The 19,751-nt window shown below is 35.7% G+C and carries 25 protein-coding genes; 19 read left to right on the top strand and 6 right to left on the bottom strand.

All coding sequences use genetic code 11. The annotated features are described in order from the left end of the window. Nucleotides 1-75: 75 nt before the first annotated feature. The 4 genes from msrA to CEF16_RS00390 all read left to right on the top strand — a co-directional run bounded on the left by msrA (nt 76) and on the right by CEF16_RS00390 (nt 2,940). A complete protein-coding gene (gene msrA / locus CEF16_RS00375; RefSeq protein ID WP_091586134.1) occupies nt 76-606 on the top strand; it encodes a peptide-methionine (S)-S-oxide reductase MsrA in 531 nt (176 codons plus the stop codon). Between the two features lie 3 nt (nt 607-609). After that, nucleotides 610-1,050, top strand: a complete 441-nt coding sequence (msrB, locus tag CEF16_RS00380; protein ID WP_091586136.1) for a peptide-methionine (R)-S-oxide reductase MsrB — start codon at nt 610-612, stop codon at nt 1,048-1,050. 277 nt (nt 1,051-1,327) lie between these two features. After that, nucleotides 1,328-1,762, top strand: coding sequence for a ferritin-like domain-containing protein (locus CEF16_RS00385; RefSeq protein ID WP_091586138.1), 435 nt, complete (start codon nt 1,328-1,330; stop codon nt 1,760-1,762). A gap of 308 nt (nt 1,763-2,070) precedes the next feature. After that, complete coding sequence (locus CEF16_RS00390) at nt 2,071-2,940, top strand: alpha/beta hydrolase (protein WP_091586140.1); 870 nt, start codon at nt 2,071-2,073, stop codon at nt 2,938-2,940. Nucleotides 2,941-3,254: 314 nt separating this feature from the next. Here the strand turns inward: CEF16_RS00390 and CEF16_RS00395 are convergent, their stop codons facing one another. Then, nucleotides 3,255-3,434, bottom strand: coding sequence for an FbpB family small basic protein (locus CEF16_RS00395; RefSeq protein WP_091586142.1), 180 nt, complete (start codon nt 3,432-3,434; stop codon nt 3,255-3,257). 298 nt (nt 3,435-3,732) lie between these two features. Between CEF16_RS00395 and CEF16_RS23495 the strand changes: the two genes are divergently transcribed. The 9 genes from CEF16_RS23495 to CEF16_RS00435 all read left to right on the top strand — a co-directional run bounded on the left by CEF16_RS23495 (nt 3,733) and on the right by CEF16_RS00435 (nt 9,415). After that, nucleotides 3,733-3,879, top strand: coding sequence for a hypothetical protein (locus tag CEF16_RS23495; protein ID WP_170031447.1), 147 nt, complete (start codon nt 3,733-3,735; stop codon nt 3,877-3,879). A gap of 88 nt (nt 3,880-3,967) precedes the next feature. Continuing rightward, entirely contained in the window at nt 3,968-4,387 is a 420-nt protein-coding gene (locus tag CEF16_RS00400; RefSeq protein WP_091586144.1) for an MBL fold metallo-hydrolase, read from the top strand. Then, entirely contained in the window at nt 4,388-4,942 is a 555-nt protein-coding gene (locus tag CEF16_RS00405) for an MBL fold metallo-hydrolase (protein ID WP_091586146.1), read from the top strand. A 217-nt stretch (nt 4,943-5,159) separates the two neighbouring features. After that, nucleotides 5,160-5,606: a YtxH domain-containing protein gene (locus CEF16_RS00410; protein ID WP_139185972.1), complete on the top strand. Its 447-nt coding sequence runs from the start codon at nt 5,160-5,162 to the stop codon at nt 5,604-5,606. Between the two features lie 163 nt (nt 5,607-5,769). Then, nucleotides 5,770-6,570: a VLRF1 family aeRF1-type release factor gene (locus tag CEF16_RS00415; RefSeq protein ID WP_091586150.1), complete on the top strand. Its 801-nt coding sequence runs from the start codon at nt 5,770-5,772 to the stop codon at nt 6,568-6,570. A gap of 196 nt (nt 6,571-6,766) precedes the next feature. Beyond that, nucleotides 6,767-7,156 carry an OsmC family protein gene (locus CEF16_RS00420; RefSeq protein WP_091586152.1) on the top strand — a complete coding sequence of 130 codons (390 nt, stop codon included), beginning with the start codon at nt 6,767-6,769 and terminating at the stop codon, nt 7,154-7,156. A 64-nt stretch (nt 7,157-7,220) separates the two neighbouring features. Then, a complete protein-coding gene (locus CEF16_RS00425; RefSeq protein ID WP_091586154.1) occupies nt 7,221-8,582 on the top strand; it encodes an MATE family efflux transporter in 1,362 nt (453 codons plus the stop codon). Between the two features lie 20 nt (nt 8,583-8,602). Continuing rightward, complete coding sequence (locus CEF16_RS00430) at nt 8,603-8,791, top strand: hypothetical protein (RefSeq protein WP_091586156.1); 189 nt, start codon at nt 8,603-8,605, stop codon at nt 8,789-8,791. A 15-nt stretch (nt 8,792-8,806) separates the two neighbouring features. Next, a complete protein-coding gene (locus CEF16_RS00435) occupies nt 8,807-9,415 on the top strand; it encodes a histidine phosphatase family protein (RefSeq protein WP_091586158.1) in 609 nt (202 codons plus the stop codon). Nucleotides 9,416-9,477: 62 nt separating this feature from the next. On the opposite strand, the gene CEF16_RS00440 is transcribed toward CEF16_RS00435, so the two are convergent. Continuing rightward, the gene (locus CEF16_RS00440) at nt 9,478-11,010 is read right to left on the bottom strand and encodes an AbgT family transporter (protein ID WP_091586160.1); all 1,533 of its coding nucleotides are present in this window, start codon (nt 11,008-11,010) and stop codon (nt 9,478-9,480) included. Between the two features lie 347 nt (nt 11,011-11,357). Between CEF16_RS00440 and pdaA the strand changes: the two genes are divergently transcribed. After that, complete coding sequence (pdaA, locus tag CEF16_RS00445) at nt 11,358-12,128, top strand: delta-lactam-biosynthetic de-N-acetylase (RefSeq protein ID WP_091586162.1); 771 nt, start codon at nt 11,358-11,360, stop codon at nt 12,126-12,128. A 59-nt stretch (nt 12,129-12,187) separates the two neighbouring features. Here the strand turns inward: pdaA and CEF16_RS00450 are convergent, their stop codons facing one another. Then, nucleotides 12,188-12,529: a GAF domain-containing protein gene (locus CEF16_RS00450; protein WP_091586164.1), complete on the bottom strand. Its 342-nt coding sequence runs from the start codon at nt 12,527-12,529 to the stop codon at nt 12,188-12,190. Nucleotides 12,530-12,663: 134 nt separating this feature from the next. Here CEF16_RS00450 and CEF16_RS00455 point away from each other — a divergent pair, with 134 nt between their 5' ends. The 5 genes from CEF16_RS00455 (at nt 12,664) to CEF16_RS00475 (ending at nt 17,553) form a co-directional block, all read left to right on the top strand. Next, nucleotides 12,664-13,548, top strand: coding sequence for a DNA-3-methyladenine glycosylase family protein (locus tag CEF16_RS00455; RefSeq protein WP_091586166.1), 885 nt, complete (start codon nt 12,664-12,666; stop codon nt 13,546-13,548). Between the two features lie 21 nt (nt 13,549-13,569). After that, nucleotides 13,570-14,802, top strand: coding sequence for a PucR family transcriptional regulator (locus CEF16_RS00460; protein ID WP_091586168.1), 1,233 nt, complete (start codon nt 13,570-13,572; stop codon nt 14,800-14,802). 120 nt (nt 14,803-14,922) lie between these two features. Next, nucleotides 14,923-16,035, top strand: a complete 1,113-nt coding sequence (ald, locus tag CEF16_RS00465; protein ID WP_091586170.1) for an alanine dehydrogenase — start codon at nt 14,923-14,925, stop codon at nt 16,033-16,035. Nucleotides 16,036-16,261: 226 nt separating this feature from the next. Further along, on the top strand, nt 16,262-17,023 hold the full coding sequence (locus CEF16_RS00470) for a DeoR/GlpR family DNA-binding transcription regulator (RefSeq protein ID WP_091586172.1): 762 nt from the start codon (nt 16,262-16,264) through the stop codon (nt 17,021-17,023). 290 nt (nt 17,024-17,313) lie between these two features. Beyond that, complete coding sequence (locus CEF16_RS00475; protein ID WP_091586174.1) at nt 17,314-17,553, top strand: hypothetical protein; 240 nt, start codon at nt 17,314-17,316, stop codon at nt 17,551-17,553. An 8-nt stretch (nt 17,554-17,561) separates the two neighbouring features. On the opposite strand, the gene CEF16_RS00480 is transcribed toward CEF16_RS00475, so the two are convergent. The 3 genes from CEF16_RS00480 to ectB form a co-directional block, all read right to left on the bottom strand. Then, nucleotides 17,562-17,729, bottom strand: a complete 168-nt coding sequence (locus CEF16_RS00480; RefSeq protein WP_091586280.1) for a PLDc N-terminal domain-containing protein — start codon at nt 17,727-17,729, stop codon at nt 17,562-17,564. Between the two features lie 175 nt (nt 17,730-17,904). Continuing rightward, entirely contained in the window at nt 17,905-18,291 is a 387-nt protein-coding gene (locus CEF16_RS00485) for an ectoine synthase (protein WP_091586176.1), read from the bottom strand. A gap of 114 nt (nt 18,292-18,405) precedes the next feature. Further along, nucleotides 18,406-19,692 (bottom strand): diaminobutyrate--2-oxoglutarate transaminase, encoded by a 1,287-nt coding sequence (gene ectB / locus CEF16_RS00490; RefSeq protein WP_091586178.1) that lies wholly within the window; start codon nt 19,690-19,692, stop codon nt 18,406-18,408. Nucleotides 19,693-19,751 lie beyond the last annotated feature (59 nt).

Below are 19,751 nucleotides of genomic sequence, written 5' to 3' on the forward strand. Positions count from 1 at the left end.
AAAGCAGATTTTCTGTATATAAATGAAGTTAATGATATAATTTAAGATAAGGTAAAAGCAGGAAGGAGGGGGAACGTGGCTGAGCAAACGAAATTAGCTACATTTGCTGGAGGATGTTTTTGGTGTATGGTCGGCCCTTTTGAACAATTTGAGGGGGTTTTATCCATTACCTCAGGATATACTGGCGGTTCCACTGAAAATCCAACTTACGAAGAAGTATGCTCGAATAAAACAGGACATGTAGAAGCAGTTCAAATAGAATATGACCCGGAAAAAGTATCTTATAGAGAGCTATTAAATACGTTCTGGAAGCAAATTGATCCTACAGACCGCGGAGGTCAATTTAATGACAGAGGGGACTCCTACCAAACTGCTATATTTTACCATGATGAGCCGCAAAAATTAGAGGCCGAACAATCAAGAAAAGAGCTTGATAAAGAAGGCCCATTTAATAATCCTATTGCAACACCGATCATACCTGCCAAGACTTTCTATCCAGCTGAAGAATATCACCAGGATTATCACAAAAAAAACCAATTCCATTATTTAATGTATCGTAAAGGGTCAGGAAGAGAAGGGTTCATAAAAGATTATTGGGGTGAATGAAAAATGGCACATAATCATAATAAAGAAGAACTGAAAAAAAAACTTACACCTATTCAATTTGAAGTCACTCAAAACAATGGAACAGAACGTCCCTTTGATAATGAATACTGGAATTTGATGGATGAAGGGTTATACGTCGATATTATTTCTGGAGAACCTCTATTTAGTTCAGACCATAAATTTGAATCGAATTGCGGCTGGCCTAGTTTTACAAAACCTCTTTACCCAGAGAGCATTGTGGAAAAATTTGATACTTCGTTTGGTATGAGAAGAACAGAAGTAAGAACGAAACAGTCCGATTCACACCTTGGTCATGTTTTTCCTGATGGCCCGCCGCCTGACGGATTAAGATATTGTATTAACTCTGCAGCACTAAAATTTATTCCAAAAGATGATTTAGAAGAAGAAGGATATGGAGAATATCAAAAGCTGTTTCAAAAGTAAGGTATTTTTTTACAGTTTCCCTGTACGCAAGAAGCGAGAGAAGATCCTCTGTTAAAAACGCGAACGCCCTGATACATTTGTGGAAATTCTATACTTTACCGGGGTGAATATAGAATTTCCTTTTCCGTTTCCATTTAATAGAATATTTGTCTTTATTTAAAGAGGTTTAACCGTTTATGTAAAAGGGTACTATTTATAGTGGACAGTATGTGTTTGATAGAACAAGTAACAGCAATCGACTAAAATTTCTTTGTAGTTATTGAAGGAGGAATCGATAATGGATGCAAAAATGAAAGAACTAATTGATGGCTTAAATGAAGACTTAGCAAATGAATATGCAGCCGTTATTATGTATAATAACTATGCTGCTGTAGTTTCTGGATTATACCGCCAGGTTTTAAAACCTTTCTTTGAAGGAGAAATAGCTGATGAGCAGGGACATGCTCTTTATTTAGCTGAAAAAATTAAGACACTTGGCGGCACTCCTACGACCCAGCCAGCTGATGTAAAACAAACAGAAGATGTTAAAGAAATGCTTCAAAATGCTCGTCAATCAGAAAAAGATACCATTGAACGATACAAAACACGGGCAAAGCAAGCTGACGAATTAGGTTTAATTGAACTTCAAATTAAATTAGAAGACTTAATTGCCGATGAAACGGGTCACATGGAAGAAATGGAACGTTTATTGGCAGATCCTCGTATGCAATAAAAAGATAGTAAAATGACTGTTCTCTCATAAAAGATGAGGGAACAGTTTTTTATTTATACTTTAGGAAAGTTTAACTTTGTTAAAGGATCATTATAAGTAAAACTACGTCTTCCGCCATAGGACTCGGCGGCAAGCCGAGTTTTTCTAATGTTTTTGGTCAACAGTATAAGCAAAACTACGGTATTAAACATAAAAGACTTGTCAACAAGCTGAGTTTTTCTAATGTTATATAATAAGCAGGTTAATAACATAAGATATATTAACTGCCATAAAGACTCGGGTTATTAAAAAGAAGGGAATAAAGCGGGATGGATACGGAATCTAAAACGATTAAAAAGTACGTGGACAATTACAATTTACCTAGTGACAATGTGAAATATGAATGGGTGAAATATGACGACAGCTCTTTATTTTTTCAATTGTTTTCACCTTCTCAAACTTTGGACAGAAAAAAAACCATTCTGTTTCTCCATGGTTTTTTCGACCATACAGGAACAAATGCCCCGTTAATTTGGCATCTTCTTAACCAAGGGTATAGTGTAGCGGCTTTTGATTTGCCTGGTCACGGCCTCTCAGGGGGGGAGCGCTTTAAAGTAGATTCTTTTCAGCAATATCAAAATGCACTGGAATCTGTTTTAGAAACATTAATGAAGCGTGGTATTACAGAATTACATGGTGTAGGACACAGCACAGGAGGGGCTATACTAGCAGATTATTTGTTAACGAGCGGTCCTGCTCCATTTAAAAAAGTTTGTTTAATTTCACCGCTTATTCGTTCTAATCAATGGTGGGTAAGCAAGCTTTCTACCCCATTACTGTCTCTTTTTCGAGAGGAATTACCGAGAAGGTTTCGTATGAACTCAGGAAACACTGATTTTATGAAAAAGTTAAAAGATGATCCACTTCAAGGAAAAATTATTTCGTTAAAATGGGTAGGTGCTATGTTTGAATGGGAAAAAAAATTAAAAGCCAAAACTCCCATTGATCATAATATTCTTATTCTTCAAGGGACAGAAGATCAGACGGTAGACTGGAAACATAATTTAGAGGCTTATCATAAGTTGTTTCCGAGAGCAAAACGGATGTTAGTATATGAGGGAAGCCATCATTTAATAAACGAAAGAAAAGAGCAAAGAACGGTAGTTTACGATTTGCTCATAAAATATTTGATCGATTAAATAAGCCTTATAATGATGCGGAGAGAAATGAATGCTCCACAACCTATTCCAATTAGGCGGGTCTGGGGCCTGGCCTCACGTATTTAGTTCTGCAAATTAAAGCTGGATTTTTTATAAACAAATTTATTTTGACATCTTTTAGTTTTTGATGATCCAATTTCCCTGTTAGTACCCACCAATTGCTAAATAAATAGCAGTTTATCCACTTTATCATTACATTCTTTCTATTATGAGCAAAACACCACTATTGCTCATCAGTTTACCTCCACTAAAAAAAAGAGCCATCCCCGTTATGACTAGGGGACGGCCTTTTCTCATTTTGCGTACTTCATTTCTTTTTCTTTATAATCTTCTAACTCTTCAACATAAACTTCTTTAGCTTTTCGTTCATCCAGCTTTTTCTCTATTTTGTTTATTGCTGCTGGATCCCTTAAAAGCTCTTCTTTGTTTTCGTTGATTAATTCTTCTAAGGTGGAGCGCATGGGTTTTCTCATTATCCAAACCTTCCTTTATAAAATTTTCTCGTCCATCCAATACCCATTATAACGTTTTATATAACATAAAAAACAGGATAAATGTTAATATTTTTTAAAAAATTGCAATATAAAAACAAAATCAGTTTCATAAAAATCGATTCAATAATTTGTAAGCGTTTACTAATAGAACGGTCATTTACAAATTATCAAACAAGTGTTAGAATATTTATAAATTTAATTCAATTTAAATACAACACTGTTGTATTAACTTTAATATTTCATTAGTCAGAATTTTCAATTTAAGGGAGGGTGAGAAATGACTGTATCTCAAAAAAAGTCAATTGTCAGTATAGAAAAACAAATTGAGGAGTTGAATACAAAGTTAAATAATCTTAAGCATAAGAGTGAGGAGAAATTTGAACAGCTTGAAACAGATGATTTCATTTTAGAAGTTTATAACTAATTACTTTTTTAGTGAATGTTTAGCTATTGGTTAAACATTCTTTTTTTTACTGTTAACCGTAATTAGCAGCATAGAAAGGAGTTAAGAAATGTCAAAAACGTTCCTAAAAACCCAGCACATTCATCAAATCACCTTGCCAACACCCTTTTTGGTGGGACCAGTCCATGTTTATTTAATTGAAGGGGATGCTTTAACATTGGTTGATACAGGTCCTAATACGACAGAAGCATGGGAAGTATTGACGAAATCATTAAAAGTTCGAGGATATCAGCCTGAAGATATTGATCAAATTATATTAACTTATCATCATCCTGATCATGCCGGGTTAACATACCGTTTTGCTGAAACAGCAGAAATAAAAGGGAATTGGAAAAATAATTATTGGCTCGAGGCTGACTCAGAATTTTTTTCTAACATAATTGCTTTTTTTGGTACCTTATATGACCAATTAAATGTACCCTTGCGTCTGAAGAACAAAATATTAAAAGAGAATAAAAACTATATGTGAATGATGAAAAAAACAACACTTAGTTCATCACTTAAAAATGAAAATTTGATAAATGGATTAAGTGGATGGAAAATAATTGAAATGCCCGGTCATGCAAAAACCCACGTATCTATGCTGAGAGAAGAAGATGGATGTTTTATTGGAGGAGACCACATTCTGGGTCACGTTTCTTCTAACGCTATTATTGAGGCTCCATACCCTGGAGAAAAGAATAGGAGCAGATCATTGCTTCAATACCGTGAAGCTTTAGAAAAATGTACGCATTTACCGATTGATAAAGTGCATCCTGGTCACGGTGAGACAGTAATAAATGTTAATGATTTAATAAATAGTCGTTTAAAGGATCAGGAAGCGCGAGCGGAACAACTATTGAATTTATTGAAAAAACACGGTACGAAGGATTGCTATCAAATATGTGCTTTGTTTTTTAAGGAAGTAGTCGATATACAGCCGGATTTAACGATGTCTGAAATATTAGGTCACTTAGATTTATTAGAAGAGAAAAATTTACTATCTGTCACAGTACAAAAAAATAAGCTTTATTATTCTGCTTAGAAAGGATGAAATGTTTACGTTAAACTGTATAAGATAAACTAGCTTTTTGTTATTAAGACTTGTCTTTAAAACAAGTTTTTATATCAATTATTTCTAATGAATGATAATTCATTCAAATTAAGATTTTAAATAAAAGAATATTCTTGCTTCATTGGTGGTATGAAAATACTATATAATGAATGTAGAAGATAAAAGAGAAGGAAGGTGGATGGAAGGAATGGAAAATAAAGAAGAGAAACAATCACGATCACAACTAGGGCTGAAAATTGGATTAGCGGTAGGAAGTGCTTCTGCTGTGGTGTTATTTGGGAATCGTCGTACTAGAGATAAAATAATAAATGGAACAAAACAAACAGCTGCTGCGATCAATGAAGCAAGTAAATTCTTGTCTGAAAATAGAGAAGAAATCATTTCACAGGTTAAAACAGCTTCTAATGAATTATCGGACTTGTTAAAATCAGCAAATGAAGACATTCAACAAATTTCCCAAAGGGCCAGCCATTTAAAAGATACTACTTTAAATGTAAAAGAAAGGACTCAAAAAACGGCTGAAGAACTAAAGGAATTAAAAGAGAAGGAATCAGAAGAAGAAGTGAAACAAATAGATCAAGCGGACAATGTAGAAAGACTCCCCACCGGCCATAATGTTTCAAAAGAAATGTAAGTAAAAAGAGTTGTCTAAAATGACACCTCTTATTTTTAAGATAATCAAATGCGCCTTTAATACTAAACAAGCGAACTTTTTTTTAATATTAAGTTTATGTCCATTTTTAAAAGGAAATAAGAAAAACATAGTGTTGTTTAGTTCGTAAAAGGAGGCATTGGTTATGGGATTATTAGAAGAGCTCAAGAATTACTCTCAACAGCAAGATGAAACGGGAATATTGACTATTTATTTAAATACAGATTTTGGCGATGGGAGCCAGCATAGTGGAGAATGGAAAATACGATTAAAAAATGGATTGAAAAAATTAAAAGAGTATGTGGATACCAGCGGTACGGATGATGAAAAAAAAGCATTTAAAAAGGTAGCGGACCAAGCAGATCAGCACATCTACGATCAGCAGATGAACTTGAAAAAAAGTTATGTTTTTATAGCTTCTGCTGACGGTAATGTTCTCATGGAAAAAATTCTTCAGGTTCCTGTTGAAACTTCATTTCATTGGGAGAAAAAACCAGAGCTAGGCCAATTAGAAGAATTGCAGTCAAATTATCCGGCTGCTGGAATAGTTATGGTACAGAAAAGTGATGTTCATTTTATAGATACTGCACTTGGAGAGATTCGAGAGGAAAAGCATTTCAGCTGGGAAGTTGAATCAGAGGATTGGAAGCAATATGAAGGAAATTCAGCAACAGAAAGAATTTCTTCTGGTTCCACTCAAGTAGATGAAGTCCAGCAGCGCTTTGAGGAAAATCGGCAGCGCTGGTATAAAAATCTGGCTCCTGTTTTAGATAAAGAAGTGAAAAATAGAAACCAGCAAGGTATTTACCTTGTTGGAAATAAAGAATCCATTCGTGATCTTGAAAAGCATCTTGGTGCAAAAGTTATTGATAGCATTTCTAAAAATTTAACTTCAAAGTCTTCTTATGAAGTATTAAACAAAATATACGGCGAAAAAGTGAGATAAAAGAAAACCGGGCCATTGCCCGGTTTTCTTTTATGATGTTAGTAAATAAACAATGTAAAGCATAATACAATGAAAACCACGATAGATCTGTTAGTATATATAAAGAAAACATGAAATTTTCATAGTCCCTTGACGTACCTGACCTATTTTTAAAAAAATAAGAGGAGTTATTATAAACAGAGGAGAGAAGACATATATGGAATTTTGGATGCAAGAAAACAGTTTCACTACAAAAACAGAGTTTGGAGACTTACAAATTTCTGGTAATGCAGATCATGGCTTTAGACCGTATCAATTGCTTGTTTCTTCGGTTGCTGTCTGCAGCGGCGGGGTACTAAGAAAAGTTATGGAAAAACGCAGGCAGACTGTTAAAGATATTTATATAAAAGCGGATGTTAAAAGAAGTGAGCAAGGAGCAAATGAGGTACAAGAAATTCATCTGCATTTTATCATTGATACTGAGAATGTAACAAATACACAAATGAAGAAAAACTTGGAATGGACACGAAAAAATTGTTCGATGGTGCAGTCTGTTAAGGACAGTATTCATATTACAGAAACGTTTGAATTAAAAAATAATAGCTGACCTGAAAGGTTGTTAGAGCAACATATCAATAGAAACGATTGAGCTAGAACAGGAGAGAAAAAAGATGGGCATCGAAAATAAACAAATGGATTTTACAGAAGGCAGCATCATGAAAAAAATGATTTTATTTGCTACTCCCATCTTTTTAGGAAACCTTCTTCAAAGTTCCTATCAAATTATTGACAGTTTATGGGTAGGTAACTTGATTGGAGCAGATGCTCTAGGAGCTGTATCTATTTCCGCGACTATTATATTCACTATATTATCCTTTATTATAGGTATCAATAGTGCGACATTGACTGTGCTTTCACAAAGAACAGGTGCAAAAGACAATGAAGGGCTGCGTGTTTCATTAAATGCTTTTGTATTTGTATTAGGAACACTATCGATTTTTTTAGGCGCGGCAGGATATTTTTTATCTCCGTTTATTCTTAAATGGATGGGAATTCCAGAAAGTATCATGCCGATGGCTTTAAATTACTTACGTATTAATTTCGTTGGGATCATATTTTTGTTTGGCTATAATTTTATAGGAACGGTGCTGCGTGCTGTTGGGGATAGTAAAACACCTTTGCGTTTTATTTTTTTAGCAGTAATTTTAAATACGGTATTAGATCCGATATTTATATCTGTACTTAATTATGGAATGGAAGGAGCCGCTTACGCCACAGTTCTTTCCCAAGGCAGCGCATTTCTTTTCGGAATTATTTATTCTATTAAGAAAAAAGGTCTGCCGTTTACAATTCCATCTCCTCCGCCGTGGCAGGAATTTAAGAGAATTTTTAAGCTCGGACTTCCATCCGGTTTTTCAATGATGGCCATTTCAGGCGGTATACTTGCTATTATGACTGTTGTAACGTCTTTTGGGGAAACAGTTATAGCAGGTTATGGTGCAGCACAGCGTATAGACAGTGTTATTATGCTTCCTGCCATAACGTTGGGTTCTGCTATTACAAGTATGGCTGGGCAAAATATAGGTGCCGATAAATGGCACCGAGTTAATGATATAGCAAAGAGTGGTCTGCTGTTGATTGTAAGTGTTTCTTTAACGATTAGCTTGCTTGTATTTCTATCTGCCCGGCTATTGATGGGGATGTTTGTGGAAGATCAAGCAACCATTAATTTTGGTGCCTCTTACCTTAGAATTATAGCCTTCTTTTATCCGTTTTTAGGCATTAATTTTGTATTAAACGGAATTGTTCGGTCTTCAGGGGCCATGTTTCAAGTGCTCGTTCTTAACATTATTTCTTTCTGGGTGCTGCGTTTTCCTCTTGCTTGGGCCTTCTCCTCTATCTTTTCAGAAAACGGCATTGCCATAGGTATTGGACTGAGTTTTGTTGTCAGCAGTGTGATTGCTGCTTCCTATTATCGATTTGGGAGATGGAGAAATATTAATATTTTTCATGAAGAACAAAAAGATAACTAAAAGAGAAGAGGGTGGAAGTTATGAGCAGCCCAGTTCATAATAAAAAGCGTCAATTAAAGTATTTGAGGCAGCGAGTGATATTGATACAGGAAATGGTAGAACAGATGGAAGGAACAGCCGACGTAAAGTCATCTGATTTAGAACGACTTGATCATATGTTTGATCAAATAAAAGTTAAAATCAAACAATTTAAACAAGATTGGGATTGAGAGGACAGGTTGGATATGGAGATTTATTTAATAAGGCATGGTGAATCAGAAGGTAATCGCGCAGCTAAATTGCAAGGCTGTGAAGATTTTGACTTAACTACTAAAGGAAAAAAACAAGCGGTTAAGTTGGGGAAATATTTTTCAACAGTTAAACTCGACTACTTATACAGCAGTGATCTGGCCAGAGCATATGAAACAGCAAAAGCTTTAGAAAAGTATCAATCTGTTCAAACTATTGCTTCAAAAGAGTTTCGAGAAATACATTTAGGACCGCTCGAAGGCAAAACAAGAGAACAAATATATGAGGAATACCCTGAAGTGAAAAATAAAAATTTACTTCAGTCAGGACTTGCAGGAACAGAGACAGATGAACAAATAACAGCAAGATGCCGTCATTTTTATAAAACAATAAGGAACATAAAAGAAAATGAAAAAGCTGCTGTCGTTTCTCACGGTGGTTTCCTCACTATTTTCTTAATGTATCTGCTCGCTGGAGAACAATGGAATACACTGCACCGTCCATTTCAGATAAACAATACAGGAGTGACAAAACTAAGCTGGAGAGAAGATAGACTTTCTATTCATTATATAAATCAGCATCATCATTTAGAATCAATCGAGTAAAAATCCGGGATTAAAAAGAAGACGCTGCAATTCAGGTGCTGATGCAGCGTCTTTATCTGAAATTAACCGTTATATTCAATTGGTGAGCCTGGCCCAAGATCAATCCCGAAAGCCATCCAGACAATTAACATAATGGTCCATGTAATCATGAATATAATAGAGTAAGGCAGCATGACAGAGATTAAGGATCCAATCCCCATTTTTTTGTCATATTTTTGAGCAAACGCAATAATGATTGCAAAATAAGTCATTAATGGAGTAATAATGTTGGTAGTAGAATCTGCTACACGATAAGCCATTTGGGTGAGCTCAGGTGAATAACCTTGCAGCATCATGATTGGCACAAAAACTGGTGCCATGATTGCCCACTTAGCAGAGGCACTTCCGATAAATAAGTTAATAAAACCTGTAATAATAACAAAGGCGATAATTAAAGGAATCCCGCTTAAGTTAATAGTATCTAAAAACTCAGCCCCGTATACACCTAGCAAAAGCCCCATATTAGTTTCATTGAAATAAGCGACAAATTGACCAGCTGTAAATGCAAGAACGATAAACATTCCCATCGATGCCATTGTTTCAGAAAGCTGGTTTGCAACGTCTTTATCGTTTTTAATAGATTTTGTCACTATTCCATATACTAAACCAGGTACAAAGAAAATGATGAGTATAACAACAACTAATGAACTCATAAATGGAGATTGGACAATAGCCCCTTCTTCTCCACGTAAGGGAGCGGCAGGAGGGACAATTAACAGTGCGAGTAAAAAGACGGTAACAAGGGTGGAAATTCCAGCCCAAAGCATACCTTTTTTCTCTTGAGAAGTAATTTCCTGCAGTTCTTCAGTGTGCTCTTCTTTATAGTCTCCCAAACGCGGTTCTACCATTTTTTCACTTACCAACGTTCCAACAATAGTTAAAAAGAACGTAGATGCAATGATAAAGTAATAGTTCATTGCATTGTTCATACCCTCTGCGTATGCAGTATCAATAGTAGCTGCTGCTTGTATTGTTAATTCCCCAAGCATAGGATCTGTAGCAGAAAGTAATAAATTAGCACTAAAGCCAGCTGATACTCCTGCAAACGCTGCAGCCAGTCCAGCGAGAGGGTGTCTCCCTAAAGCGGCAAAAAGCATGGCGCCAAGAGGCGGAAGAACGACATAGCCCGCATCGGAAGCTACGCTTGACATGATGCCTGCAAAAACTAGTCCTCCTGTAAGAAGAAACTTAGGTACGGATAAAACAAAACTGCGCAAGAGGACACTAATAAGACCAGTTCGCTCCGCAATCCCTATGCCGATCATTGTTGCAAGAACAACGCCGAGCGGTGCAAAATTAATAAAATTCTCAACCATGCTTGTGAACATGTATTCAATGCCATCATTAGAAAGAAGATTGGTGACAGTAATGGTTTCTCCTTCTTCTGCCGGATCTTCAATCTGCAATCCAGCGTTAGAAAGAACAGCGGATGTAAAAACGACAAATATAGCTAAAATAGCAAATAAAGTAATCGGGTGCGGCAGTTTATTGCCTACCTTTTCTATAACGTCCAGTGAACGTTGGACAATCCCTTGTTTTTTGGCATCCTCTGCCATAATGTATTTCCCCCTTTAAAAAAATATGTAAACAATAATATAATATTCTAAAATAATATACAAAAACATTACAAATTAAATACAATTCATTTACATCTTAAAATAATAAGTTACTATTTAGTTGTAATTACTTGTTATGCATATAACTACACCACCTATTTCAAAAAAATGAAAACGCTTACTAATTATTATTTATATCATTTTTTATGGATGAATGTAACCCTTTTTATAATGAAAATTATTTTACTCATATAAAGTATTAAAGTGGATCATATGAAATAAGCGCTCTTTTGAATAAAGAATGAGGAAAAGTAGAACCTATAAAGTAAAAATTGGAGGAATGCCAAATGAAATACATTATTATTACTTCTTTATTCCTCTTCCTAAGTCTTTCTTCATCAATAGACACAGCACTTGGTGAAGAAATTTATAGATGGAATTTTAAGCCTGCAAAGAATAATGAACCATCTGATACGGAAGAAATGTATAAAGATTTACTCGATAAATACGGTGGTTTTTTTATAGGGGATCCAAATCACAAAACATTATATTTGACCTTTGACAATGGATACGAAAATGGTTATACAGCTGATATTTTAGACGTATTGAAAGAAAAGGATGTTCCAGCGGCTTTTTTTGTAACCGGTCATTATTTAAAATCGGCTCCTGATCTAGTTAAAAGAATGAAGGAAGAAGGCCACATTGTTGGCAATCATTCATGGCATCACCCTAGTTTGCCTGAAATAAGCGAAAAGCGGATGGAAAAAGAATTATCAAAAGTGAAGGAAGAATATGAACAAATTACTGGTGAAAAAGAAATGATTTACTTAAGACCTCCGCAAGGAACCTTTAATGAAAGGTCACTTGCTCAAACACAAAAAATGGGTTATATCAATGTTTTTTGGTCGTTTGCTTACGTGGATTGGGAAACAAATGAGCAGAAAGGACCAGATCATGCTTATAAAAGTATTATGAGAAGAATTCACCCGGGGGCAGTAATGCTTTTGCATTCTGTTTCGGAAGATAACGCGGAAGCTTTAGAAAAAGTAATTGATGAATGTGAAAAAAAAGGATATACCTTTAAAAGTTTGGATAACTTATTGTTTAAAACACCTTAAACAACAGTAAAAGGACGGAAGTTCATGGGAACTTCCGTCCTAAGTGTGTAAATATGTATTTATGTACAAAGTTCACCTAATTCGAAAGCCACCGTTTCAAGAGTAGAAACATCTGTTACATCAAATACAATCCATTGTCTGCTTTTTACTACTAATACACCAATCTCCTCGTTACGGTTTTTAATTGGAAAAGCAAGTTGACTTTGCATGTTTTCTCCATCGCCAGCAGAAGCATGAAGGCGGGTTTCTTCATTTTCATGCAGGTATATTCCTGCCCAATTAATATAATCTACTTTTTCACATAATGTCTTAACAGTTTTTAAGCAAATTTCAGAAATGTTGTTGGATTGATAGACAGAAGACAAAATATGGATCGAAGCTAGGTCTGTAGATATAGTCAATGAGATCCTCCTTTTTCTGTTGAATCGCTTCTATTTTACCAAACAATAAAGGCCTTACGGGCTAGTAAGTTTAGGAAATGAAAGAGGACATGGTATAATGCAGACAATAGATTTTTGAAGCAAGGGGGAGTAATATGTGGAAAATAGAAAAGGAACTGAAGAATTTGTATAATTACAAACTGCTTCTCAAACGAATGAAAGGAGATCCATTATTAAGCATTAGTGAATCATTGGAGTCTATTCGAATACCTGTGCAAGACGGAGGGATAAAAGAAGGGGTTTTGCTGCAGTTTAGTGATACTTCTTCAGCAGTAAAAGCTGAACTATTTGGAGAAAAGGTCAGAAAAGATGCAGCTTTTTATCAAGTGAATAGAATATTTTTATGGGAACGTTCCTTACACAAAATATTTGATCATTTTTCAACGACAGATTTAGCTCCCCTTTTCAAGTGTTTTGCAGGCGTCCCGCTTGCTCTTGATTTTGAGTTATATGGATGTTTAATGAAAACTATTATTCATCAACAGCTAAATATGAAATTTGCTTATACTCTTACTACCCGTTTTGTTCAAACATATGGGGAACAAGTAGATGGTGCTTGGTTTTACCCTGCCCCTGAAAAAGTAGCTGCCCTTACAACATTTGATTTACAACAACTCCAGTTTAGTAAAAGAAAAGCAGAATACGTTATCGATACATCAAAGCTAATTGAAAAAAACAACCTTAATCTGAATAATTTGATATACAAAAGGGATGAAGAAATAATTCAAGAATTAACATCTATTCGTGGTATTGGCCCTTGGACAGCTCAATGCTTTTTATTGTTTGGATTAGGAAGAGAGAACCTTTTGCCGGCAGGTGATATCGGAATTCAAAATGGTTTAAAGAAACTTTGGGGAAGAGATCACAAACCTTCTGTAGAAGAGATAAAAGAACGTGGGAAGCAGTGGTCCCCTTATGCAAGTTATGCTGCTTTTTATATATGGTTGAGTACAGAATTTCCAGAGTATTGTTTATTTTAGTACATATTGGGGGAGTTAAAAGTGGTCGAACAGTTTTTGAGAAAATTTCAACGTCGGTTTTACTCCTTAGAAGAATTTGCTGATTATATTAGTGAACTTCTTGACGGTCCGGTGACTATAGAGGATGCCAATCACAGGCTGCTTGCATATAGTACCCATAAAGAACACACGGATTCCGCTAGGGTTTCTACTATAATTGGAAGACGAGTACCTGAAAAAGTGATAAATACACTTTGGAAAGAAAGGATTATTCCTGCTCTTCATCACCAAAATGAGGCAATGTATATTCGTGAAATTCAAGAAATTGGTTTAGGTAATCGTATGGCTGTTTCAATAAAAAAAAGTAACGAGATATTAGGATATATATGGGTCCTTGAAGTAAACAGCTCTTTTGGGGAGCGGGAAGCATCCTTGCTGCAAGCAGCTGCAGCAAAAGCAGTTACTCAATTACAACAAGTTCATTATCTAAAAAAAGAACAAGAGAAAAACAGTCAAGAATTGTTTTGGAGATTATTAACAGGCGAGGTTATGGAAGAGGAAGGTATTCAAAATAATCTTCAAAATTGGTTTTCTAAAATGCCGCAACATTTCTCTGTTGTTGTGTTTGAAACAAATGAAGAAATGGTTGACCACGTTCACAAGAATATTGTGTATATAACAAACACATCTCAAAAGATAAAAAAATTATTATATACAACAGATAGAAATATGTTGATTATGCTCGTGGAACCAGTGCACAAAAGAGAAGAAAAAAGTCTTCGTCTATTTATAAAAGAATGTATACAGTTGTTAAAAGAGAGGATTGGTGTGAACCAGGTACTCGCTGGAAGCGGTGAATTGTGTTCACATTTTTCGGAAGTAAAAGATAGCTATGAGAAAGCTTTAGAGGTCATTACAATAAATAAACAGCTGCGACCGGATAAGGAAAAATTTGTGTTTTATCACGAATTAGGATTTTATAGATATGCGAAGGTTTTATTGGAGCAAAAGAAACGAGAAAGCTATACAGAACCGGTATTAGAATTACTAAAAGAATATGACATTAAAAATAACACGGAGTTATACAAAAGTTTAGTAGTTTATCTTCAGCATGATGCAAATATGAAAGAAGCTTCTGAAAAATTGCATATTCATGTTAATACATTGGCTTATAGAATGAAGCGAGTGGAGGAGCTGACAAATATAGATTTAGGGAATGCCCATCAAAAATCATCTTTGCTTTTAGAAATTAGTTTAACTGACTTAAGTGGATAAGAGCAGTCATTTGTGATTTTTCACAAACGGCTGCTCTCACTTTTTGGAATGTTAACGATGAAGCATCATATTACCTTCCTCTATAATGTCAGTAAGACAAAAAACATAGGGGGACGATTAATGATTATCGGAGTTCCAAAAGAATTAAAAAATAATGAAAACCGTGTAGCATTAACACCTGCAGGCGTAGTGTCATTAATAAAAGCAGGACACGATGTTTTCATAGAGACAGCAGCAGGAGAGGGAAGCGGTTTTTCGAATGAAGAGTATAAAACAGCAGGTGCGATAATTAAATCAAATCCGCAAGATGTTTGGAAACAAGTAGATATGGTCATGAAAGTTAAAGAACCACTAGAGGAAGAATTTATATATTTCAGAGAAGATCTTATTTTATTTACCTATCTTCATTTAGCAGCAGAACCAAAACTTGTTCAGGCATTAACAGAATCAGGTGTAACGGCTGTTGCTTATGAAACCGTCGAAATCGATGGAGTTCTGCCGTTATTAACCCCAATGAGTGAAGTCGCTGGCAGGATGGCTGCACAGATTGGTGCTCAGTTTCTAGAAAAATCAAAAGAAGGAAAAGGGATTTTACTTTCTGGTGTTCCAGGAGTTAAAAGGGGAAAAGTTACCATCATTGGGGGAGGAGTAGTTGGAACCAATGCAGCGATCATTGCTTCGGGTTTAGGGGCTGAAGTAACGATTATCGATCTAAATCCACAAAGGCTCCGTGAAATAGATAATACGTATAACGGTAAAATACAAACTTTAATGTCTAATCCTATGAACCTCTATGAAGAGGTTAAACAATCTGATCTTGTAATTGGTGCTGTATTAATTCCTGGAGCCAGGGCTCCGAAACTTGTAACAGAAGAAATGATCGCCTCTATGTCTGCTGGTTCCGTAGTTGTTGATGTGGCCATTGATCAAGGCGGGATTATAGAAACAGCTGACCGGATTACAACGCATGATAATCCTACGTATATAAAGCATGATGTGGTGCATTATGCAGTGGCTAATATGCCTGGTGCAGTCCCTAGGACTTCCACGATTGCATTAACAAATGTTACAGTGCCTTATGCTCTTGAGATTGCAAACAAAGGAATCGTTCAATCCGCTAAAGAGAACAAATCTCTTAGAAAAGGGATAAATGTAGCAAATGGTAAGATAACATATGAAGCAATAGCAAAAGATTTAGGTTATACTTCACAAACGCCACTAGCCGTTTTATAGCATAAAACTAAAATCAACCAGGGGCTGTCCTAAGGGATAAGCTCCTTTTTTGTGTTATAAAGCACATGGATTTCATAACAATGAGTAAGACTAAGGCTTCCCCAATTAAACTTGGCGGCAAGCCGAGTCTTTCTAATCTTTCATTATAAGTGATTTATGTTAAAACACTTGAAAATTACTTATAATAACTTATAATGGAAGACAGGGGAGAAGAGAGGTATGTTTTATGTATCAAGAAGAACGAATGGCAGCTATCATCGATTATTTAAAACGCCACCAACGCATGAGTATTCAAGATATGTGCCAGAATTTTCATGTCTCACGAGATACTGCCAGGAGAGATGTCGTAAAGCTAACGGAACAGGGACTTGTTATTAGAACCCATGGCGGTGTGATGCTTCCTCGAGTAAAAGAATCACTAAAAGACTACGCAGAACGCTTAGAACGGTCTGCAGAAGAGAAAAATAAAATTGCAAAACATGCCTCGCAGTTAATTGAATCAGAAGAAGTGATTATGCTAGATGCATCTACTACTGTGCAGTTCACAGCTGAAAAGATTCACAGCAGCCGGTTAACTGTTATAACTAATTCAATTGTTAATGCCGAAAGTGTTTCTCCTAAGAACGATACAGAAATTTATTTACTAGGGGGCCGCTTAAATCCAGAGCACCGTTTTTTATTCGGACCGAATACTCTTAGTAAATTAGAACAGTACTATGCTGATAAAGCGTTTATGGGCGTAGTAGGAATAAGTGAAGATGGTTTTTATTACGCTCATGAAGAAGATGCTGCTGTGAAAAAGAAAATGTCTGAAAGAGCAGACAAAGTATATGTTCTAGCCGATCATTCTAAATTTCATAAAAAGCATTTTTATAAAGGAATGGATTTGAGCATAGCAGATGTTATTATCACAGATCGTCTGCCATCAGACGACTTCATTACTTTATTTAATGATAACGGCATTGATATGATCATTGCCGAATCATAAAAAGCATATATCGGCGTTATCTTCTTTAAGAAGAGCGTAACGATAGAATTAAAAAAGGTCTGCACCAAGTTTTTGGGTGCAGGCCTTTTTTCTATGTACACTGCTTAGAAATATTATCAGCAAAACTATGGCATTCAATGTACAGGAAATCGAGTTTTTCTACCCAGGATGGAGGAAGCCCCGCGTTTGCCTTGCCGTTCTAAAGACTACAGCAATATGATAAAGTAGCTGACTTGGAATAAAAAACCCTTCATTTGGATTTTATCCTTTGAAGCAGGAGGGTAAAACGCATGGCTTATTATGTATATAAAGGAAAAGTGAATCATCCAGCTTATGAACTTCCATTTATAATATATTTTGATCCATATGAAGAATCGGTTTGTATAACAACCACATATATGAGTGCACCAAAACCATCCATTTGCAACTATCAATACCCTGCCAGGTCATTAAATGATGTCCGCACACTCATAAATAAGATGGGAGCTAATGGTGATGATGTAATATTTAAATATTATTATCTCCACTAATGAATGTGTTAATTGTTCCGAATAATTAAATAAACAATTAAACCAATTACTGGAAAAAAAAGAGTGCCGATCAATACAATTAGTGCAAATTCTTTACTGTTGCCTTTTCGGATAGAATCACGGTAGGCCCACACACTTGTGAAAATATTTAATAAAAAAAGACCTAAAATAAACATGAGAATGAATCCAAAGAAACCTAATACCTCCAATTATTAACACCCTTTCATTTTTAAAATTGCTTTATACACTAATCATACGGAAGTTCTTAAAAAATGTTTCATTTCTCCACTTTATTTAATAAAAAAGCAAATAAAAAACCTCCAGCTGTTATAAGCAGCTGAAGGAATGTTTTTAGTCAACGTCTGCAGGATAAACCCCGTTTTCGTCGTGTACTTCACGACCGCTAACCGGCGGATTAAATACACACACCATACGCATATCTGTTTTTGCTCGAAGCATATGTTCGTCATGCTCATCAAGTGCATAAAGTGTATCAGCTTTGATAGGATGAACTTTATTGTCGCTAAGTGTTTCTACTTCTCCTTCTCCTTCAATGCAATATACAGATTCAAGATGGTTTTGATACCAAATATGTGTTTCTGTGCCGGCTCTAATGATTGTGTCATGGACGGAATACCCCATGTTGTCCTTTTTTAAAATTAAACGTCTGCTGACCCAGTTACCGTCATCTACTTCTTGTTCAGTACCTAAAACATCTTCTAGTTTAACTACTTTCATGTTGTTTCCTCCTAATTTTTTTATGAATAGGGTTTGTCATAAAGAAAAGCCTGATCAAAAGGATGTTCTAATAGACCAGGCCTTTCTTATGATTAACAAAATTGTATGGTTTCATTATGATGTAACGAGATCTTTTTCTTCTGCAACGACCTCTTCAATAGCTTTTTGAAGAATGGCAAGTCCTTTTTCTAATCCTTCATCATCAATTGTAATTGGAGGGAAAAGCTTGAATACTTCATCGTCTGGACCAGCTGTTTCCATAATCAATCCGTGTTCAAAACATTTACCTGCAACTTTATCTGCCAGGCCGTCCACTTCACTGGCAATTCCTTGCATAAAGCCTCTGCCGCGGTGAGTCCCTTTCAATTGAGGATATTTTTTAATCATATCATTTAGGAATTGTTGAATTCGTTGTGATTTCTCTTGCACACTTTTTTCTAGTTGGTCATCCTTCCAATAGTTAAGTGCTTCTGTTGCTGTCACAAACGCCATATTGTTCCCGCGGAATGTACCATTATGTTCACCTGGGGCAAATTTATCATAATCCGGGTGAATAAGTGTAAGAGCAAGCGGAGAACCATATCCGCCAATTGATTTAGAAAGACAAACGATATCAGGTTTTATACCTGCAGGTTCGAAACTGAAGAAGGTTCCTGTACGGCCCACACCAGCTTGAACATCATCAATGATTAGCAGGATGTCGCGTTCACGGCAAATTTTTTCAACAGCTTGAAGCCATTCCATGCGAGCTGCATTTAGACCGCCTTCACCTTGAACAGTTTCCAGAATAATAGCTGCTGGAGTATCAATACCGCTGCCGTTATCGTCTAATAAACGTTCCATATATTCAATTTCCTGATTTGTGTTTTGAATATAATTGTCAAATGGCATTGTTACAGCATTTTGAAGCGGAATGCCAGCGCCCTTTCGTTTAAAAGCGTTTCCTGTAACGGATAGAGCACCGATGGTCATTCCGTGAAATCCATTTGTAAAACTAATAACATTTGTGCGTCCGGTCACTTTCCGAGCAAGTTTCAGAGCACTTTCTACTGTATTTGTACCGGTAGGCCCAGGAAACATAACTTTATAATTTAGATCACGAGGTTTTAAAATAACTTCGTGAAATTTTTCAAGAAATTCACCTTTTGCTTTGGATGCCATATCAAGTGAATGAGTAATACCATCTTCCTGTATATATTCAATTAATTTCTTTTTCATATTGTCATCATTGTGACCGTAATTTAAGGCACCTGCTCCAGAAAAGAAATCTATATATTCTTTTTTATCTAAATCCCATAATTTGTAGCCTTTTGCTTCATGAAATACAGTTGGAAATCCACGTACGTAGCTGCGGACTTCAGATTCATGTTCGTTGAAAATGCTCAAGTCATTTTGATTCATGCTAATTGTAGATCCTCCTTAGTGGTCTATCAGCGATTATAGTAATTTTTAAGGGTTCA

Origin of the sequence: Alteribacillus bidgolensis, from assembly GCF_002886255.1 — a bacterium.
Taxonomy (GTDB): domain Bacteria; phylum Bacillota; class Bacilli; order Bacillales; family Marinococcaceae; genus Alteribacillus; species Alteribacillus bidgolensis.

Coding starts and splice junctions, on each gene's coding strand:
- msrB (WP_091586136.1), top strand. CDS start 610: ATGGCACATAATCATAATAAAGAAGAACTGAAAAAAAAACTTACACCT.
- CEF16_RS00385 (WP_091586138.1), top strand. CDS start 1,328: ATGGATGCAAAAATGAAAGAACTAATTGATGGCTTAAATGAAGACTTA.
- CEF16_RS00390 (WP_091586140.1), top strand. CDS start 2,071: ATGGATACGGAATCTAAAACGATTAAAAAGTACGTGGACAATTACAAT.
- CEF16_RS00395 (WP_091586142.1), bottom strand. CDS start 3,434: ATGAGAAAACCCATGCGCTCCACCTTAGAAGAATTAATCAACGAAAAC.
- CEF16_RS23495 (WP_170031447.1), top strand. CDS start 3,733: ATGACTGTATCTCAAAAAAAGTCAATTGTCAGTATAGAAAAACAAATT.
- CEF16_RS00400 (WP_091586144.1), top strand. CDS start 3,968: ATGTCAAAAACGTTCCTAAAAACCCAGCACATTCATCAAATCACCTTG.
- CEF16_RS00405 (WP_091586146.1), top strand. CDS start 4,388: ATGATGAAAAAAACAACACTTAGTTCATCACTTAAAAATGAAAATTTG.
- CEF16_RS00410 (WP_139185972.1), top strand. CDS start 5,160: ATGGAAAATAAAGAAGAGAAACAATCACGATCACAACTAGGGCTGAAA.
- CEF16_RS00415 (WP_091586150.1), top strand. CDS start 5,770: ATGGGATTATTAGAAGAGCTCAAGAATTACTCTCAACAGCAAGATGAA.
- CEF16_RS00420 (WP_091586152.1), top strand. CDS start 6,767: ATGGAATTTTGGATGCAAGAAAACAGTTTCACTACAAAAACAGAGTTT.
- CEF16_RS00425 (WP_091586154.1), top strand. CDS start 7,221: ATGGGCATCGAAAATAAACAAATGGATTTTACAGAAGGCAGCATCATG.
- CEF16_RS00430 (WP_091586156.1), top strand. CDS start 8,603: ATGAGCAGCCCAGTTCATAATAAAAAGCGTCAATTAAAGTATTTGAGG.
- CEF16_RS00435 (WP_091586158.1), top strand. CDS start 8,807: ATGGAGATTTATTTAATAAGGCATGGTGAATCAGAAGGTAATCGCGCA.
- CEF16_RS00440 (WP_091586160.1), bottom strand. CDS start 11,010: ATGGCAGAGGATGCCAAAAAACAAGGGATTGTCCAACGTTCACTGGAC.
- pdaA (WP_091586162.1), top strand. CDS start 11,358: ATGAAATACATTATTATTACTTCTTTATTCCTCTTCCTAAGTCTTTCT.
- CEF16_RS00455 (WP_091586166.1), top strand. CDS start 12,664: ATGTGGAAAATAGAAAAGGAACTGAAGAATTTGTATAATTACAAACTG.
- ald (WP_091586170.1), top strand. CDS start 14,923: ATGATTATCGGAGTTCCAAAAGAATTAAAAAATAATGAAAACCGTGTA.
- CEF16_RS00470 (WP_091586172.1), top strand. CDS start 16,262: ATGTATCAAGAAGAACGAATGGCAGCTATCATCGATTATTTAAAACGC.
- CEF16_RS00475 (WP_091586174.1), top strand. CDS start 17,314: ATGGCTTATTATGTATATAAAGGAAAAGTGAATCATCCAGCTTATGAA.
- CEF16_RS00480 (WP_091586280.1), bottom strand. CDS start 17,729: ATGTTTATTTTAGGTCTTTTTTTATTAAATATTTTCACAAGTGTGTGG.
- CEF16_RS00485 (WP_091586176.1), bottom strand. CDS start 18,291: ATGAAAGTAGTTAAACTAGAAGATGTTTTAGGTACTGAACAAGAAGTA.
- ectB (WP_091586178.1), bottom strand. CDS start 19,692: ATGAATCAAAATGACTTGAGCATTTTCAACGAACATGAATCTGAAGTC.